This window comes from Lactococcus sp. LG606, assembly GCF_017309645.1.
In the GTDB taxonomy this organism is placed as follows: domain Bacteria; phylum Bacillota; class Bacilli; order Lactobacillales; family Streptococcaceae; genus Lactococcus; species Lactococcus petauri.
Genome location: NZ_CP071301.1, coordinates 828,171 through 844,421, shown reverse-complemented (window position 1 = coordinate 844,421; position 16,251 = coordinate 828,171). Strand labels below are relative to the sequence as shown.

The window sequence follows — 16,251 nt, the reverse complement described above, 5'->3', positions numbered from 1 at the left end:
TTCTTGATTAAATTAAAACAACATTTCATTTTGTTTTTACAATAGTCGATGATACAATAGAAAGGTTATTTTTTTCAGAAGGAGAAGGATATGGAAAACAAGAGATATAAAGAACTGAAAATCGCTGAGAAGGGCGCGTGGATTAGTATTTCAGCATATATCATTTTAGCTTTTACAAAGATATTTATGGGGATATTTGCAAATTCGGAAGCGTTGCGTGCGGATGGTTTGAATAATTTTACAGATGTGATTGCTTCAGTTTCCGTACTCATAGGCTTGAAACTTGCCCGCAAACCAAAGGATAATGATCATCGTTATGGACATTGGAAATTTGAGAATATTGCGAGTATGATTACTTCCTTTATCATGCTGATGGTTGGGCTTGAAGTTTTATATTCTTCTTTTGAAAAGATCGTCAATAATTCTTTCACACCACCAAATCCTTTATCTGCATTAGTCGGTATTGGTTCTGCTTTGATCATGGTGGCTGTGTACATTTATAATAGTAGATTAGCAAAAAAAGTTAATTCGCAAGCTTTGATGGCAGCAGCAAAGGATAACTTAAGTGATGCTTATACATCAATTGGTGCGGCTGTAGCAATTGCGGCTTCTTATCTTCACTTTTATATTTTAGATACAGTAGCGGCTTTTATTATTGGTATTATCATTATCAAAACGGCCGTTGAAATTTTCAGAGAGAGTAGTTTTACTTTATCTGATGGTTTTCCTGAGGAAGATTTGGAAAAATATAAGAAGGATATTTTAAAAATTCCTGGTGTGAAAGGAGTACCTTTTCTTAGAGGAAGAACTTATGGTGCTAATATTTTTCTAGATATCGTTATCTATGTGGATGCTCAACTTTCAGTTGCGAAAAGCCACATGATTACCGAGAAAATTGAAAAACAACTGTCCGAAAAGTTTGAAGTTTTTGATATTGATGTACACGTAGAACCTTTTCCTGAATAAAAAAGTACCGGTAATTTACCGGTACTTTTTTGCTTACATGATAGGTAAGAATGAAGGTAACATCATCATTCCAAAAGAAATAATGATGAAAAGAGCAATCGCTACTTTAATAATTGAGGTAAATAAAATTTTAACCATTCCTTAATTCTATCAAAAGAAAGAAGATAAGCAAAAGAAGCTTAAAATTTTTTAAGCAATGAAGGCCAGCATTTTTGTGCCTACATAAATAAGAAGAAAGAGGCAAACTGCTAAAATAAGCAGTGCTTGAATTAATGCCTTAAAATAAATTTTTATCATAGATGAATTTTAACAAAAATGGCAACGAGAAGCAAAACTTCTGTGATAATGGTTTATCTTATGAAGATGAAAAAACATCACACTCTGCATAGTCGGTAATAAAAAAAGACCTTGACATTTCAAGAGCTTTTTAATTAGGGGAGAAAAGATTCGGTAGATGAAGTCTCGATTTCAACAGTGGGATAGTTTTCTTGATAGACTTGGTCAAATGCGCCAAAATAACTCATCTGTCGTGTAGTGAAATCAATCTCATATCGGATTACGCCCGCTTTCCAAAGTGAAACCAAGAATTCAGGGAAGGAAATTTTACCAGCTTGGTTTGCACGAATATTTTTGATCAGAGCAATTTGATCAAAATCTGGGCAAGGCCCAACACGTCCAATTAAAGGGTTCCCCGGATTTACAAGTGAGCCAGCTTGCGAAAAGTAGAAGCTGTCTCCAGAAGGGAGGTGCCATATATTTTTTACAATTCCTTCCTGCCTTAAACATTCGGCTAGATAGGGGAAGCCCTTAGATTCAGCGCCGATATGGTTTGCTTTGAGCATTGCTCTTTGAATATTTTTTGAAATCATGTGTACAATCTCTTTTCTATTCAGATGTCTATGATGCCATTAAACCATAATTTGGGTAAGAAGTAAATTTTTGAGGATATATTTAGGGGAAGAGAATTAGATTTTTGAGTACAAAAAAAGGCATCTACTTAAACGTGTGAAGTAGATACCATCACGAGGAATATTCATCCATTGCTATGAGCTCCTTATGCTAATTCTTCCAAGTTTTGCATTGCTTCTTCGATGGTACGACCAAGCCCAAAAACAGCTGGATCATTAGCCAAAAATACTTTAAAAATATCTTTTGAAGTATCCAAAGATACAGTATACTTGAAATTTTTGTTTTTGTTAGTGAATGTCATAATGCATTCTCCTTTCTCTATATTATATCGACGAAAGGACACTATAACGTACATAACGAAATTCCATAATTATTGTAACACATTCTTTTAAAAAGTACAAAAAAGCTACTTTTAAAAGTAAACCTGAACATTTGCTCTAATTTTTCACTGAAATATTTGAATTGTTACGAGGAAAGAGCGATAATAGTTTTAAGGAAAGAATGAAGCGGAGGTACTAATGATGGAAAAACAATATCACAATATTTTAGTTGCACTAGATGGTTCAGATCAATCTTATAATGCAGTGCACGAAGCAATTACTTTAGCAAAAAGAAACAACGCAAAACTTCATGTTTTGACTGTTAAGGATATGGAGCATCATTATGGCATGACAGGCTTTGGTGTCGTTGAAAATCCTGAAATTGATATAATGGCACAAGATATTTTGAAGAAAGCGGCGGAGATTATTGGTGAAGAAGTATCTTATGACAGTTATGAAATTGTTGGTGCGCCCAAACATATGATTGTCCAATTTGCCGGAGATAAGAAGATGGATTTGATTGTTATTGGCGCAACTGGAGCAGGTATGATTAATAAACTTATGTTAGGTTCAACCACCCAGTTTGTTGTAAATCATGCACCATGTAATGTCTTGGTCGTTAAATAGATCCAAAAAGTAGCTTGTCATAGTCTTATTTAAAAGCATTAATTTTTAGTGTTACTTAAGAAAGTGGCGATATAATACAAGTATTCCAGTAAGATGTTTATCTTATCACTTCAATGCGCTCACTTTGTGGGCGTATTTCTTTTATGCCTTTTTCGGTCGAGCATTGCTTTCAAGGAAATGATTTCGTTTTTAGGGGAAGAAAATGTACAATAGAAGTAGAGAAAGATATAAAAGGAGGAATGTTTATGACTGACTATTATAAAAATATTTTGGTTCCTGTGGACGGATCTGAACAATCTTACAAAGCAGTAGATGAAGCGATTCGCATTGCCCGTCTCAATCATGCAAAACTACATGTTCTGACTGTAAAAGATATCAATAAATATTATGGTGCTGTGCATAAAGGTATTGTAGAAACACCAGGATTGGATCAACTTGCGCAAGATATTTTGGCAAACTGTAAAGATATTATCCGCGAACAAGTTGAATATGAAACTTACGAAATTGCAGGTAAGCCAAAACTAAGAATTGTTAATTTTGCAGAAGAAGAAGATAAAAATATTGACTTAATCGTCATTGGTGCAACCGGAACAGATATGTTTGACCGCCTTTTAGTAGGCTCAACAACAAATTACGTCATTAATCACGCACCTTGCAATGTTATTGTGGTTAAAAAATAGTATCCTTTGTTTGATTTAAGAAAGAAAGGTTATACTTTACTTGTTCCAAAATTTTTCATAAAACTCCCAAGTCCTCGTATTGCGAGGGCTTTTTTAATTTTTAAATAACAGTCTCGAAGAACCTTCCTTCCATTTGACATACAACCTATAAGCCAGGAACGTAAAAGCAAATTTTGTTGTATTTTTGATCCTGTTAAAGTGCAAAAAATATTTGGATAAGAAAAGGACTTTCGTATTTTTGTTTTTTGGAAAGATTTGCTTATTGTGTTCATTTTAAATATATGATATTATGTAAGTGTGAGATAAATGAGAAGTTTTTTGTGAAATAATATTTCGCTACAAAATTTTCTTATGAACATCTGTAAAAAAACCTTAATTTTATTGAAAGAAGCTCCTGTTTTCAGGGGCTTTTTTCAATATTTTTTTATTTTTTAGCCCATTTTTTATTGAATTTTATGATTTTCTCTTTCAAAATAACTTTTCTATTATTATTTGAGAAAAATATCGTGAATAGATATACAAAAAAGTGAATTTTATTTCATTTTTTCTGTATATTTTTTTGTTTATACAGGTTAATTGGCAATAAAATTAAGGTTTGTCTAAAAAATGCGAGTGAATAAATAGTTAAAGAAGGAAGAGTAGAGAGTGTACAAGAAGCTGCTAAAAAAAATAAATAATTTATCAGAAATTGTAATGAAATTTAGTGACAAAGAACTCAGGAATAAAACCGATGAATTAAAAAAACGTATTTTAAATAATGAGAAAGAAATTGATATTATTGCCGAGGCATTTGCGGTAGTTCGCGAAGCAGATCGAAGGGTGCTAGGTTTATATCCTACAGATGAACAAGTGCTCGGTGCTTTAGCCCTTTATGAGGGGCAAATTGCTGAGATGAAGACTGGTGAAGGAAAGAGTTTAGTGGCTACCTTACCCCTTTATTTAAAAGCTTTGTATCTGGATACAGTCTTTCTAGTGACAACGAATGATTACTTGGCCAGTAGGGACTTTGAACGTATAGGTACTGTTTATCAATGGTTAGGGTTAGAAGTCGCAAATGGTACGAGTGATCCTGAGGAAGAAGAATTTGATGTAAAAAAAAGACAAGCAGTTTATGCTGCAAATATTATTTATATTTCAAATGGAACTTTGGCTTTTGATTTTTTAATCGATGGTTTGGCTGAAAAAAGAGAAGAGAAGTTTATGTCGACATTGACTTATGCTCTTTTAGATGAGGTAGATGAGATCCTTCTAGATAGTGCGCAGATGCCCTTGATTATTTCAGGTGCGCCAAAAGTTCAATCCAATTATTTTGAGAACACGAATGCCTTCATTACGATACTCCAAAAAGAAGCTGATTTTAAATTGGATGAAGAACAGAAAAATGTTTGGTTGACAGAAAAAGTCATTACAAAAGCGAAGAAATATTTTTCGATTTCAAATCTTCTTGATCAACAGTTCTTTACACTCTACCAACATATAATATTGGCCTTAAAAGCACATCATACATTAAAACGAGATCGAGATTATCTTGTGGAAGAGGGTGAAGTTAAACTGCTTGACCGCAAAGATGGGCGAATTTTAGAAGGCTCGAATCTACAAAATGGCTTACATCAAGCTATTGAAGCAAAAGAATTTGTTGAATTAAGTAATGAAACACAGACGATTTCATCTATAACTTATCAAAATTTATTCCGTCAGTTTCGACAGTTGGCTGGTATGTCAGGCACAGCAAAAGTTGCGGAAAATGAATTTATCAATACCTATAATCTCCCAGTAAAAATGATAAAAACTCATAAAAAAAGTATCCGAGTTGATCACAAACCGAAAAGTTACACAAATTTTGCGGCTAAATTAGAAGCAAGCCTTGAAAAAATAACTTCTTTACATGCTGAAGGACGTCCTGTTCTCGTCATTACAGGGTCTGTTGATGCTTCAGAACTTTATTCTTTGAATTTACTTAATATAGGAATTCCTCATAATATTCTTAATGCAAAGAGCAGCTCTAAAGAAGCGCAAATTATCTCTGAAGCAGGACAGGTCGGAGCGGTGACTATTTCTACCTCTATGGCTGGTCGAGGTACGGATATTAAAATCTCGGAAGAAGCTAGTGAAAAAGGAGGGCTTGCAGTTGTTATAACTGAGCGGATGTTAAATAGACGTATTGAATTACAAGCCAAAGGTCGAGCAGGTAGACAGGGAGAACCTGGGGATACTTATACCTTTGAGTCTTTAGAAGATGATGTTATTAAAAATTTCGTCCAAGAAAGCATACAAACTTATTATGAAAAATATAAAGAAGTTACAAAACCGATTCGTAATTATAAGGTAAAGCGTGCTTTTAGGAAAGCTCAAAAAATTTCAGAACAAAATGGTTATGATGAGCGAATAAAGGCTCTCCAATTTGATGAAGTTTTACGCCTGCAGAAAGAGCAAGTAAATAAGAAGCGTCAAGAAATTATGGAACTTAGAAGTGTGTCTGAAGCTTTATTAATCGTAAATCGGAGTGCAGAAATTGTTGTTAATGATTATTTTTCAACTAAAGAGAGACAGACATCACATACTATACAACGTTTTATTTTAGATCATATTGACTATAATTTTAAAAATGTTAATGAAGAATATCTGAAAACAAATGAACTTAAACAATGGTATATAAGGCATGTTTTAAAAGAAAATCTTCAAGCAAAAAGAGAAAAAATTGGCGATGATAGAGCTTTTCTTCAATATTTACAGATTACAATGCTGAAAGCTATAGATAATTCTTGGAGTAATCAAGTAGACGCAATGAATCAACTCCGCTTTGTTGTGCAAAGTCGATCGACAGCACAAAAAAAGCCCATTGCTGAATTTGAAAAGGAGGCTCAAAGAAGTTACCAAAAAAGACGAAGTGAGGTCTCACTCCTAATTCTAAAAAACGCTGCATTAAGTTTGCTAGATATTAAGAAAGGGGAACTTATCGTAACTTTTCCTTAGAGAAGTGATAAGAGGATAGATGAGAAAGTATATAACAAATTTATATGGACAAAGTGAACAAAGCACGGCTATGACTGCGCAACATATGATTACTAAGCTTGCACACGATGAAGGATTTAAAGAAATCAGTGTTTCGGCTTATTCGGTGAGTGAAGATACACCAGAGGAAAAAGAAAAAAGAATCATTGGCATGCTGTCTTCTGTCACACAGGGAGATTTGGCCATTGCTCAAATGCCATCTTGGAACGGGATTGCATTTGATGAAGTTTTTTTGAAAATACTTCGTGAAAGAGTAGATAAACTAGTCGTCTTTATTCATGATTTTGTGCCTCTTATGTTTCAAAATAATGACTATTTATTTGAGCGGTACTTAGAGGCTTACAATTTAGCTGACTTAGTAATATTGCCTTCGGAACGAATGGAGAAAAAACTACGAGAACGAGGTCTGACAAGCCCTGTGAAAATACAAGGTATCTGGGACCATTTGGTAGGAATTGATAATTTGAAATATCCAAAATTTCAACGCAAATTGAAATTTGCTGGAAATATTACACGTTTTCCTTTTGTGAAAGAATGGAGCAGTGATTTACCATTAGAAGTTTTTAGCAATGGTGAAGTGAATGCAAGAGGCTTTTTAAAGATGAAAGGTTGGCAACATGATGATCAACTTTTACGTGAACTTAATAAAGGTGGTTTTGGGTTAGTTTGGAGCGAAAATATTGAAAACCAATTTGAACGAGAATACTCAGAAATGAATGCTTCTTTTAAATTTAGCACCTATCTTGCTGCAGGCTTACCAATTATTGTTAATAAAGGTTTAGCAAAACAAAGCTTTGTGGAAGAGCAAGAGATTGGTTTAGTGGCAAATAATCTTGAGGAGGCAATAGATTATGTGAAATGCATGTCCTCTTCAGAGTACATGCGAATCAGTTCCAACGTGCAACGTGTGGGGGCACTTGTGAAGGAAGGTTTTTTCACTAAACAATTGCTTATGGAGATACAAAATTACTTATTTTTAGAAAAGGGAAAAGAAAATGACCATTTATAATTTCAATCTTGGCATAGGCTGGGCCAGTTCAGGAGTGGAGTATGCACAAGCTTATCGTTCCAATATTTTTAAGAAGAATAAACAAGAGGCAAAATTTATTTTTACAGATATTTTCCATGAAAACTTGGAACCAATGACTAAAAATATTGGTTTTGAAGACCATGAAGTTATTTGGCTCTATCAATACTTTACAAATATTAAAATTAGCCCGACAACTTTTACACTTAAACAACTTGAAAATAGCTTTGCAAACAAACCACAACATATAGAGAAAAATGAAAATTTAGTTTCATATATCTGGGAAGGCATACGGGTCACAGCTTTTATAGACAAAACAGGAGCAAGTGGGGCAGTCTACAAAACAGAAACGATTGTCAATGGGAATTTAATTCAGAGGGATTATTATAACTATGTCAAAATCTTTTCTGAATATTTTAAACCTGTCAATAATCAAGCGAATCTTTATCAACGTCGTTTCTTCAATGAAGATGGCTCCACTGCCTACGATGAGCTTCTTAATGGAGAACAAAGTTTATATATTTTTGAGGATAGAACCATTTATTCTAAAGAAAATCTTTTGATTCATTTTGTTGAAAGCCTAGGTTTAACTAAAAAGGATATTCTAATTATCGATCGTTCGACAGGAATGGGTCCAGAAATCATCAAGGCTAAAGGTGAAGCTAAAGTTGGTGTCGTTATTCATGCAGAACATTATAATGCGCCGTTAACGACCGAGAAGAAGATTCTTTGGAACAATTATTACGATTATCAGTTCGAAAATGCACGAAGTATTGACTTTTTCGTTACTGCCACAGAAATTCAGAAGCAAGTTTTGGAACAACAGTTTTTTAAATATGGAAAAGGTCCAATCACTGTTTACGCAATACCAGTAGGTAGCATTGATAAACTCATGGTCAATAAAAAAAGGAAAGCCAATACCTTAATCACTGCTTCACGCTTAGCAAGCGAGAAACATTTGGACTGGCTTATACGGGCAACGGTGCAAGCACGAAAACAGATAAAAAATCTTAGCCTTGATATTTATGGACGCGGTGGTGATGAACCAATTTTAAGAAAGTTAATCGAGGAACTCGAAGCGAGTGATTATATACATTTAATGGGACAGCATAATTTAAAAAATATATATAAAAATTATACGACTTATGTTTCGACATCAACAAGTGAGGGTTTTGGACTTACATTATTAGAAGCAGTTGGTTCAGGTTTAGGAATGATTGGCTATGATGTTCCTTATGGCAATCAAACTTTTATTCAATCTGAAGTAAATGGCTTATTAGTGTCTTATAGTAAAAATGAAACACCTAAAAATATTTCAGCAATTGCAGAAGCAATTGTGAAACATCAAAAGCAAAGCCAGACAGCACTTGAAAAAGTTCGCGAGGCATCTTATCACATTGCTCAACCATTTCTAACCTCTCATATTCAAAAGAAATGGGCACAACTTGAAGCGGAGGTCACACATGATTAACTTATTTGAAAACTATCGCGAGGAAGAGAAAGATTTAGAAAGTTCCCTTCAACAGGCTGGCTATAAACATCAAACAATTGTTTTGAATGAAGATGGCTATCTTCCAGAACATGTCACTTCACCTATCAGTTTTTTTACCGGAATGAAAGAAGATAATTCCTCCAAAAATGATTCTCCTAAATTTTTTAATGAAATTTCCCTCCCTAATTATTGGGAAATCAAAGGGGACGGGCAAAAAGCAGAGATTTTTGAAGGTTATAAAAAAAGAGGGCACATCAATTATAGTCAAAGAAAAACGGACTATCGTGCAGTGAAGTCCGTAGAATGGCTGAACGACTCAGGAAGAGTTCGAGCGATTGATCTTTACAATCAATATGGAACATTGTTTGGTAGAGAGGCTTACAGTGATGGACAGCGGACTTTGACAACTTATTTTGATAAAAAACAAGCAGAAGTGATTTTGATAAACCATATCACTCAAACCATTCAACTCAATTATAAAAAGAAACAATATGTTTTTGAAACTTATACTGACTTCATTATCTTTTATTTGGAAGAATCCAAAAGCAATACGCGTGAAATATTTTATAATTCACTCGGGCGTCCCTTTTTCATTACAGAAGCTTTAAAGGCTAAGAAACCAAATAAGGCATATAACCATACTTTATTTTGGCAAGAAGAATCAGCTGAAATACCAGGGAATATGCGGATGATATTATCTGATAAAGCTGCACCAACGAAACGTATTGTGATTCAAAATCGTGAAGAATACATTCGAATTCAGCAACAAATTAACGAGCAAACAAGTGTACAAATTGAGTATCTCGGCTATCTCTACAATTTGAGAGCACGTAAATCCATAAATAAATCTATTCTAATTCTTACCAACTCTGACCAAATTGCACAACTCAACCAGCTTCTAGATGCTTTACCAAATTATCAGTTTAATATCGCAGCGAGAACAACGATGTCTCAGAAATTACATGCTTTTGAAAATTATTCAAATGTGCAATTGTATCCAACAGTGGATGACTTAGAGCTAGAAAAACTTATTTCAAAAAGTAGTTTTTACTTAGATATTAACCACGGAAATGAAGTTGAGCACATTATTCGTACAGCTTTTGAGAATAATCAACTTATTTTGGGATTCAATGAAACAATTCACAACAAACGCTATACAAGTGCAGAGAATATTTTCCACCAAAACGAATGGATGAATCTCGTCCAAAGAATCCGTGAAGTAGGTAAGAATTTTAAAGCGTATCGTAAAGCGCTGGGTAGTCAATGGTGGTCATCTGGGCAGTCGACAATTGATGATTATAAGGAAGTACTCAAATGAAAAATCAAGATCCCGTTTTAATAAAAATCCAAGAGAAACAAGCCAAAATCGAAGAGGAATCACGCTTAAGACCAAAACATCAGATAAAAAATCGAATTGTGATTGCGACCTCAATCCTTTTGTTATCTGGTATCCTTATTGGACTTCTGAGAATAATTCTCACACTTGTAAAATGATTATTTTAAAAAAAAAAAGGAAAACATAAAAGATGAGTTTAACAATTTATAAGCAAAAGGCTATTAAACGTCTTCTCTTTTCACTCATGATCGTGCTCATCTATATATTGGGGAGTAATATACTTATTCCTGGAATAGATGCTCAAGCTCTATATGAACTTTCGCGTAAAACAGCTGGTCTATCTTTTGCAATGAGTATGACCGGACTTTCTATTGACAGACTGTCATTGTTTTCTTTAGGGCTAGGACCGTGGATGTCAGCTATGATTTTTTGGAGAGTGCTTACGGTCAGTAAAGTCTTTCATATTGAAAGTTTCACTCCCCAGCAAAATTATCGCATGAAATATATTTTTAGTATTCTGCTGGGTTTGGTTCAGAGTTTTAGTATTATAACGCAGGTTGAAATTTTGGGAGATGTCTATAAACCTATTGGTAATCTCTCTTTAGCTTTGATACTCGTAGCTGGTTTAGCTGTCCTTATCTGGTTAGGCAATCTTAATACAGATTATGGTATAGGCGGACCTACTATCATTATTTTAGTAAGCATGCTTCGAAATTGGCCTGCTCGCTTTCTGGAGCCTTTAGTGAAGAATTATCATGGTATCATCACTCTTTTAGGTTGGCTTTTAGCTTTTACCCTTCTTTTGCTAATATCTTTCATGATTTTTAGATTTTATCAAGGAGAACGTCGGTTACCTTTGATGCATGTGATGTTGGATGACCGTTTCGCTGCACAATCCTACCTTCCTATTCCCACAAATCCAGCGGGAGGAATGCCATTTATGTATGCTTTCAGTGTAGTCTTATTTCCGCAGTATATTCTATTCATGCTAAAAAGTTGGGATAAAAATAATCAGTTCTTAAGTTTTCTTTACGAACAGGTGCAGTTGGATCATATTTTGGGTGTTATACTCCTTCTTATTAGTTTGGTCCTACTGACTTACGGTTTTGCCTATGTCAATATTGATTATAAAGAAATTGCAGATAATTTGAAAAAAAGCGGAGATTACTTTAATAACGTTTATCCAGGAAAAAATACAGAGCGTTATCTTTTTCATAACGTCTCTCGCATGGCAGGGATTTCAGCCGCACTAAACTGTACGATAATCGGTCTACCTATGTTTGCTGCTCTTTATTGGCCTCATATCAGTGTTTGGGCTTATTTCGTTCCTACTTGGCTCATACTTATGATTTTGATGCGAGAAATCACAGTGCAGTTTTCAAGATACTACCATCGAAATGATTATGGTGCTTTTATACCGGAAGTTGAAGGATTATAAAAATAGAAGGAGAAAAAAACGATGATTTATTTTGTACCGGCCTGGAATAAAAAAATACAGTCAGGCATGTCTACAGATGATCTGATGGGACAGATACAGTCTTTCATGTCTTCTGATGTTGCCTATAAAATTCTTATCAGTGATTATATGCCTGAACTCCGTTACTTCCTTCACCGCTATGATTTGTTAGAAAGCAGCTATGTAAGCATTTTTGATGAGTTACAAACAATCAAACACGTGGAGCAAAAAAGCTTAACATTGAAGGATTTAAATTTTCCTGATACGGCGACTTTTTCTTATACGCCATTTAATATTTTAGTTTATCAGGAAGAGGCACTTATTGGTCAGATTACTTTAGGAGAAGCATCTTATATTTCTGAAGTGACATATATTAGTGGAGGAAAGGTAACTTTAGTCGAAATCTATGATGACCGCGGTTTTATTTCTAGTCGTGATATTTATGAAGATGGCAACTTTTGCTATAAGGAGTATTTGAATCAGCAAGAACACTGGGTTATTCGCACATATAAAGATGCTGCGTGTGAGGTAAATGAAGAATATTCAGCAGGACTAAGGCAAAGATACTATGAGAGCTTAGAAGAAATTAAGTTTGAAAAATTAGAGAGTTATTATGAACAACTTGGTGCAGATGATTCAATAATCGTATCATTGACAGAAAAGAACTTACCTTATTTCCAGAAAAGTAAAGTTCTTCCAAAGATGACACTCTCACTATTTGGCAATCGTTTAAGTAGTAAAATAAAAACTCAAAAAGAATTAGAAGAAGTTACTGGACAGTGCTTTGCTGTGATTGTGGATTCGAATCAGAATATGCAGAAAGTAAAAGCATTTACTGAAGAAAGCAAAATCCACCGCATTAGTCCTTATGATACGCGATTCGAATTAAGCAGAAGTCATGAGTTAAAAGAAGAAGTTATTTATTTTGAGAGCCGAGACATGACAAAAGAAGCAATTGGACAAGCCATAGAGATACTTTTTTCTTATTTAGTTGATGTCTTTGATAATTGCGAAGTTGAAAGAAGTTTTCGAATTATTATACGTATGGCATCGCATCCCTTAATTTCGGCTTTTTCAGCAAAAATACGTGCTCTTTTTATTGAAAAATTTCCCGAAGAAATGCCGCTTGTAGAAGAACTGCTCCCCATGTTGACAGGAGAAAATTCTATCGATGCAACACTTTTGAAAAAGACTAACCCTGAAGTAAAAGGGGTAATGCAATTATGGAAAAGTTTTGACCTTCAGATAATAAACAGTGATGATGAGCTATTTAGAATCATTAACGAAACACGATTAATTATTGACTTAAGAGAAGAGCCTGATCTTTTTACTCAGATTGCAGGTATAAGTGCAGGTATTCCTCAGATAAATCAAGTGGAAACAGAATATGTGCAAGCCTATAAAAATGGTTTAGTGATCGCGGACTGGACCGAACTTTACCAAGGATTAAGTTATTATCTGGATCGATTAAAACACTGGCAAGAAGCACGGATGTTCGCTGTCCAACAAATAAAAAAATATTCAGGAGTTGCTCTTAGAGAGAAGATATGCCAAATTTTAGGAGGAATAAATGAATAAAAAGACACACGTTTTACAAATCGGTCAAAAAAACTGGCAAGAGTACATATCCTTGCAAGACAGAGACAAACTGGAGTGGACCTATTTTGATATGTGGGCAGGAACAGATGAGGAGGCTCTTGCACTCATGAAGAAGAGGAAAGGACGAACATTTGATGCTGTGATATGTACAGACGAAATAAACTGGACACAAGTGGCTAAGTTTTCAAAAGTTATTGAAGCTTATAGTCTGATTATTAATCAAGATTATGAAGAAGAGATTCCTCAAGATTTTGCCTTAAAAAAATGTCCCTTATTTATGAACACAGAAGATAAAAAAGAAGAAGTGATAAGGAGTGTATCGCAAAATTTCTTTTCCGGACAAATGGGTTCAAAACTTCATGTGAACAATCTAACAGTAAATGATGAATTTAGAGGAGAGATTGAAATATATGGGCAGGATTATCTGCAATTAACAGGAGATTTTTCCGGATTTTCTCAAAATTTCTTAGTAACATGGCAGCATAATATTGGCATGTATGGCCGTTCTAAAAAAATATGGTTAGAGTTTGAATGCCAAGGCAACGCAAAGATTTCCTTCACGCTACTTAAAATACTTGAGGGAAGCAGCCAAATCATTGAAAGACGAGTTTACACACAAGAAGAGATAAAAAAAGGAATAGAAGTTCCCTATGAGAAAAATATCGGTTACTTAAGTTTATCGCTAACAGCTACAGGATCTGGTACTTTAAAAGTTGGACCTTTGCACTTTAGAGATTCTCGTCAACATTATGGAGAGTACATTCTTGGTGGTAGAAAAATTGTGGATGAAAGAAACCAAGAACTTTTTTACTACTTTCATCCAGGAGATTTAAAACCACCACTTAATGTCTACTTCTCAGGCTATCGATCAGCTGAAGGTTTCGAAGGTTTCTTTATGATGAAGAAGCTAGGGACACCGTTTTTGCTGATTACTGATCCTCGGTTGGAAGGGGGAAGTTTTTATATGGGAAGTATGGAACTTGAAAGGCAGTTGATTGAGATTATTCAGAGGTATTTACAAGAACTTCATTTTACAAGTGACCAACTCATCTTGTCAGGACTTTCGATGGGAACTTATGGAGCCCTTTATTATGCAAGTGAACTGTCGCCTGGTTATGTTATCGTGGGTAAACCTTTAGTGAATATTGGTGACATAGCTTCTAATGAAGAGCTTGTAAGACCAGGAGGATTTCCCACTTCTTTAGATATTTTACGCTCGTTGTCAGGGAGCCTCTCAGAGGAGGGTGTAGAGATTTTGAATCAACGCTTTTGGGATTCATTTGAGAAGTCAGATTTTTCAAATACACGTTTTATCATTTCCTATATGAAAAATGATGACTACGATAAAAATGCGTACCCCAATATTATCACAGCCTTATCTGACAAGGATTCAGCAGTCATAGGCAAAGGAATACCTGGGCGCCATAATGATAATTCACAGGCAATTAATCAATGGTTTATTAATCAATATAATCGAATTTTAGTGGAAACTTACGGTCGAGAGAGGAAACAAAATGGATTTTGACATAGTCTGGAATACTTCGCAAATAAATTTTTACAAATATGGTGCAAAAATTGTATACCGCTCGGATCATACAGTTTATTTCACGAATAATTTTTTTCCTTCGGGGGCAACTATTGTGAAGTGGACTTCCAATTCTCTCTACCAAGGGGAGCGCACGTTGCTACAACTTCCCCTTTTAAAGCGTGGAAAGCACTATGAATTAATAACTGACTTTACTTGTGAACCTCAAGACTCAGTTTTAATAAAAATGGAATTCTACGAGCGCTCAGGAAAATTAATGGAGACATGTGTTTTTGAAGGTAAAGGAGGTGATGTTACATATCCAATGGGTGCATATTTTTACTCTATTTCTCTTATTAATATGGGGATGCGTGAGCTTTTATTTAAAAAAATAAAGATAATTCATGCAAGTAAAGGTACAGAAACAGTATAAAAGTATTGACAAATTAAAAGAAAGAAAAAGGTTAATGAATAAGAAAAAGGGACTTATAAAACAAGTAACACGTTTTAAAATGCATAAGTCGGGAAAATTTTGGGTAATCTCCAGTTTAACGCACTTTAGCTGGTTAAATTTATCCAAAAAATCCGCACAGCAAGTTAAAGCAGAAATTAAAGAAACTTCTTACCAACTATTATACGGTGAAGAAGATGAATCAACATATAAAACAAGATTTGGTTCGGGACTAAAAGCTTTAACTGGACTTGTAGCAGGTCTTGGATTAGGTGCCGGGATTTCACAAGGGCAAACCTATGCTGAAACGACACAACCATCAGTGGAGAAGCAGAGCGGAAAAGAAACATTAGCTCAAAAAGATAGTGTCGCAATTAAGTTAGAAACGAGTGAATCTGAAACGAATACTAACTCTGTATCAGAGTCACAATCACAATCACTTTCTACATCTGAATCAAATTCTGAACTTGCATCAGAAGCTCAAGTACTGCAAGGTCCAGTTCGAAGAGCTGCTTATGATGACGGACAAGTCACTGAAAACCAGATCTATGACGTTAATTATAAAGGTTATTACTATCAGTCCAGTAAAGGGACGGATCCTTCAAAATATGACGGTTTGATGAAGGTTCAGATGAATAAAGATAATGTAACCGTTCAATTTGATCCAAGCAAACCGCTCCCAAGAAGTGTTGCGGTTAAATTAAAATCTGAAGCTGATCCTTCTGTTCCACAACAAAATGTATTGAATTTAACTCTCGGAAAAACGGTGACAGATTATACAACCCAAATTTCTTATGATGGAGATTTGAGCACTTATTGGACGAACTATATTAAGAAACATCCAGAATGGG

At 34.7% G+C, this 16,251-nt stretch carries 14 protein-coding genes; 12 read left to right on the top strand and 2 right to left on the bottom strand.

From position 1 onward, the window contains the following. Window positions 1–90: 90 nt before the first annotated feature. The gene (locus tag J0J35_RS04120; protein ID WP_206917913.1) at window positions 91–966 is read left to right on the top strand and encodes a cation diffusion facilitator family transporter; all 876 of its coding nucleotides are present in this window, start codon (window positions 91–93) and stop codon (window positions 964–966) included. Window positions 967–1,397: 431 nt separating this feature from the next. Here J0J35_RS04120 and J0J35_RS04115 read toward each other — a convergent pair whose 3' ends face one another. Continuing rightward, a complete protein-coding gene (locus J0J35_RS04115) occupies window positions 1,398–1,835 on the bottom strand; it encodes a DUF1398 family protein (protein WP_086582655.1) in 438 nt (145 codons plus the stop codon). A 185-nt stretch (window positions 1,836–2,020) separates the two neighbouring features. Then, the gene (locus tag J0J35_RS04110) at window positions 2,021–2,176 is read right to left on the bottom strand and encodes a hypothetical protein (RefSeq protein WP_225210226.1); all 156 of its coding nucleotides are present in this window, start codon (window positions 2,174–2,176) and stop codon (window positions 2,021–2,023) included. A 220-nt stretch (window positions 2,177–2,396) separates the two neighbouring features. Between J0J35_RS04110 and J0J35_RS04105 the strand changes: the two genes are divergently transcribed. The 11 genes from J0J35_RS04105 (at window position 2,397) to asp3 (ending at window position 15,382) form a co-directional block, all read left to right on the top strand. Beyond that, window positions 2,397–2,822, top strand: coding sequence for a universal stress protein (locus J0J35_RS04105; RefSeq protein WP_029345858.1), 426 nt, complete (start codon window positions 2,397–2,399; stop codon window positions 2,820–2,822). A 245-nt stretch (window positions 2,823–3,067) separates the two neighbouring features. Further along, window positions 3,068–3,502: a universal stress protein gene (locus J0J35_RS04100; protein ID WP_004256982.1), complete on the top strand. Its 435-nt coding sequence runs from the start codon at window positions 3,068–3,070 to the stop codon at window positions 3,500–3,502. Window positions 3,503–4,147: 645 nt separating this feature from the next. Beyond that, window positions 4,148–6,475, top strand: coding sequence for a DEAD/DEAH box helicase (locus J0J35_RS04095; protein WP_206917906.1), 2,328 nt, complete (start codon window positions 4,148–4,150; stop codon window positions 6,473–6,475). A 19-nt stretch (window positions 6,476–6,494) separates the two neighbouring features. Then, a complete protein-coding gene (locus tag J0J35_RS04090) occupies window positions 6,495–7,523 on the top strand; it encodes a sugar transferase (protein WP_019294054.1) in 1,029 nt (342 codons plus the stop codon). After that, complete coding sequence (gene gtfA, locus J0J35_RS04085; protein ID WP_019294053.1) at window positions 7,510–9,012, top strand: accessory Sec system glycosyltransferase GtfA; 1,503 nt, start codon at window positions 7,510–7,512, stop codon at window positions 9,010–9,012. The genes J0J35_RS04090 and gtfA overlap by 14 nt, the downstream gene beginning before the upstream one ends. Then, the gene (gene gtfB, locus J0J35_RS04080) at window positions 9,005–10,351 is read left to right on the top strand and encodes an accessory Sec system glycosylation chaperone GtfB (protein WP_206917905.1); all 1,347 of its coding nucleotides are present in this window, start codon (window positions 9,005–9,007) and stop codon (window positions 10,349–10,351) included. The genes gtfA and gtfB overlap by 8 nt, the downstream gene beginning before the upstream one ends. Further along, a complete protein-coding gene (locus J0J35_RS04075; RefSeq protein ID WP_017370017.1) occupies window positions 10,348–10,527 on the top strand; it encodes a hypothetical protein in 180 nt (59 codons plus the stop codon). Before gtfB ends, J0J35_RS04075 begins: the two co-directional genes overlap by 4 nt. Before the next feature lie 32 nt (window positions 10,528–10,559). Continuing rightward, window positions 10,560–11,807, top strand: a complete 1,248-nt coding sequence (gene secY2, locus J0J35_RS04070) for an accessory Sec system protein translocase subunit SecY2 (RefSeq protein ID WP_019294051.1) — start codon at window positions 10,560–10,562, stop codon at window positions 11,805–11,807. Window positions 11,808–11,828: 21 nt separating this feature from the next. Further along, on the top strand, window positions 11,829–13,403 hold the full coding sequence (gene asp1, locus J0J35_RS04065; protein ID WP_086582650.1) for an accessory Sec system protein Asp1: 1,575 nt from the start codon (window positions 11,829–11,831) through the stop codon (window positions 13,401–13,403). Then, the gene (gene asp2 / locus J0J35_RS04060) at window positions 13,396–14,949 is read left to right on the top strand and encodes an accessory Sec system protein Asp2 (RefSeq protein ID WP_206917904.1); all 1,554 of its coding nucleotides are present in this window, start codon (window positions 13,396–13,398) and stop codon (window positions 14,947–14,949) included. The genes asp1 and asp2 overlap by 8 nt, the downstream gene beginning before the upstream one ends. Beyond that, entirely contained in the window at window positions 14,939–15,382 is a 444-nt protein-coding gene (gene asp3 / locus J0J35_RS04055) for an accessory Sec system protein Asp3 (RefSeq protein WP_019294048.1), read from the top strand. The genes asp2 and asp3 overlap by 11 nt, the downstream gene beginning before the upstream one ends. The last annotated feature ends 869 nt before the right edge of the window (window positions 15,383–16,251 follow it).

Excerpts from the sequence above, each read along its gene's own strand:
- J0J35_RS04120 (WP_206917913.1), top strand. The coding sequence starts at position 91 with ATGGAAAACAAGAGATATAAAGAACTGAAAATCGCTGAGAAGGGCGCG.
- J0J35_RS04115 (WP_086582655.1), bottom strand. The coding sequence starts at position 1,835 with ATGATTTCAAAAAATATTCAAAGAGCAATGCTCAAAGCAAACCATATC.
- J0J35_RS04110 (WP_225210226.1), bottom strand. The coding sequence starts at position 2,176 with ATGACATTCACTAACAAAAACAAAAATTTCAAGTATACTGTATCTTTG.
- J0J35_RS04105 (WP_029345858.1), top strand. The coding sequence starts at position 2,397 with ATGGAAAAACAATATCACAATATTTTAGTTGCACTAGATGGTTCAGAT.
- J0J35_RS04100 (WP_004256982.1), top strand. The coding sequence starts at position 3,068 with ATGACTGACTATTATAAAAATATTTTGGTTCCTGTGGACGGATCTGAA.
- J0J35_RS04090 (WP_019294054.1), top strand. The coding sequence starts at position 6,495 with ATGAGAAAGTATATAACAAATTTATATGGACAAAGTGAACAAAGCACG.
- gtfA (WP_019294053.1), top strand. The coding sequence starts at position 7,510 with ATGACCATTTATAATTTCAATCTTGGCATAGGCTGGGCCAGTTCAGGA.
- gtfB (WP_206917905.1), top strand. The coding sequence starts at position 9,005 with ATGATTAACTTATTTGAAAACTATCGCGAGGAAGAGAAAGATTTAGAA.
- J0J35_RS04075 (WP_017370017.1), top strand. The coding sequence starts at position 10,348 with ATGAAAAATCAAGATCCCGTTTTAATAAAAATCCAAGAGAAACAAGCC.
- secY2 (WP_019294051.1), top strand. The coding sequence starts at position 10,560 with ATGAGTTTAACAATTTATAAGCAAAAGGCTATTAAACGTCTTCTCTTT.
- asp1 (WP_086582650.1), top strand. The coding sequence starts at position 11,829 with ATGATTTATTTTGTACCGGCCTGGAATAAAAAAATACAGTCAGGCATG.
- asp2 (WP_206917904.1), top strand. The coding sequence starts at position 13,396 with ATGAATAAAAAGACACACGTTTTACAAATCGGTCAAAAAAACTGGCAA.
- asp3 (WP_019294048.1), top strand. The coding sequence starts at position 14,939 with ATGGATTTTGACATAGTCTGGAATACTTCGCAAATAAATTTTTACAAA.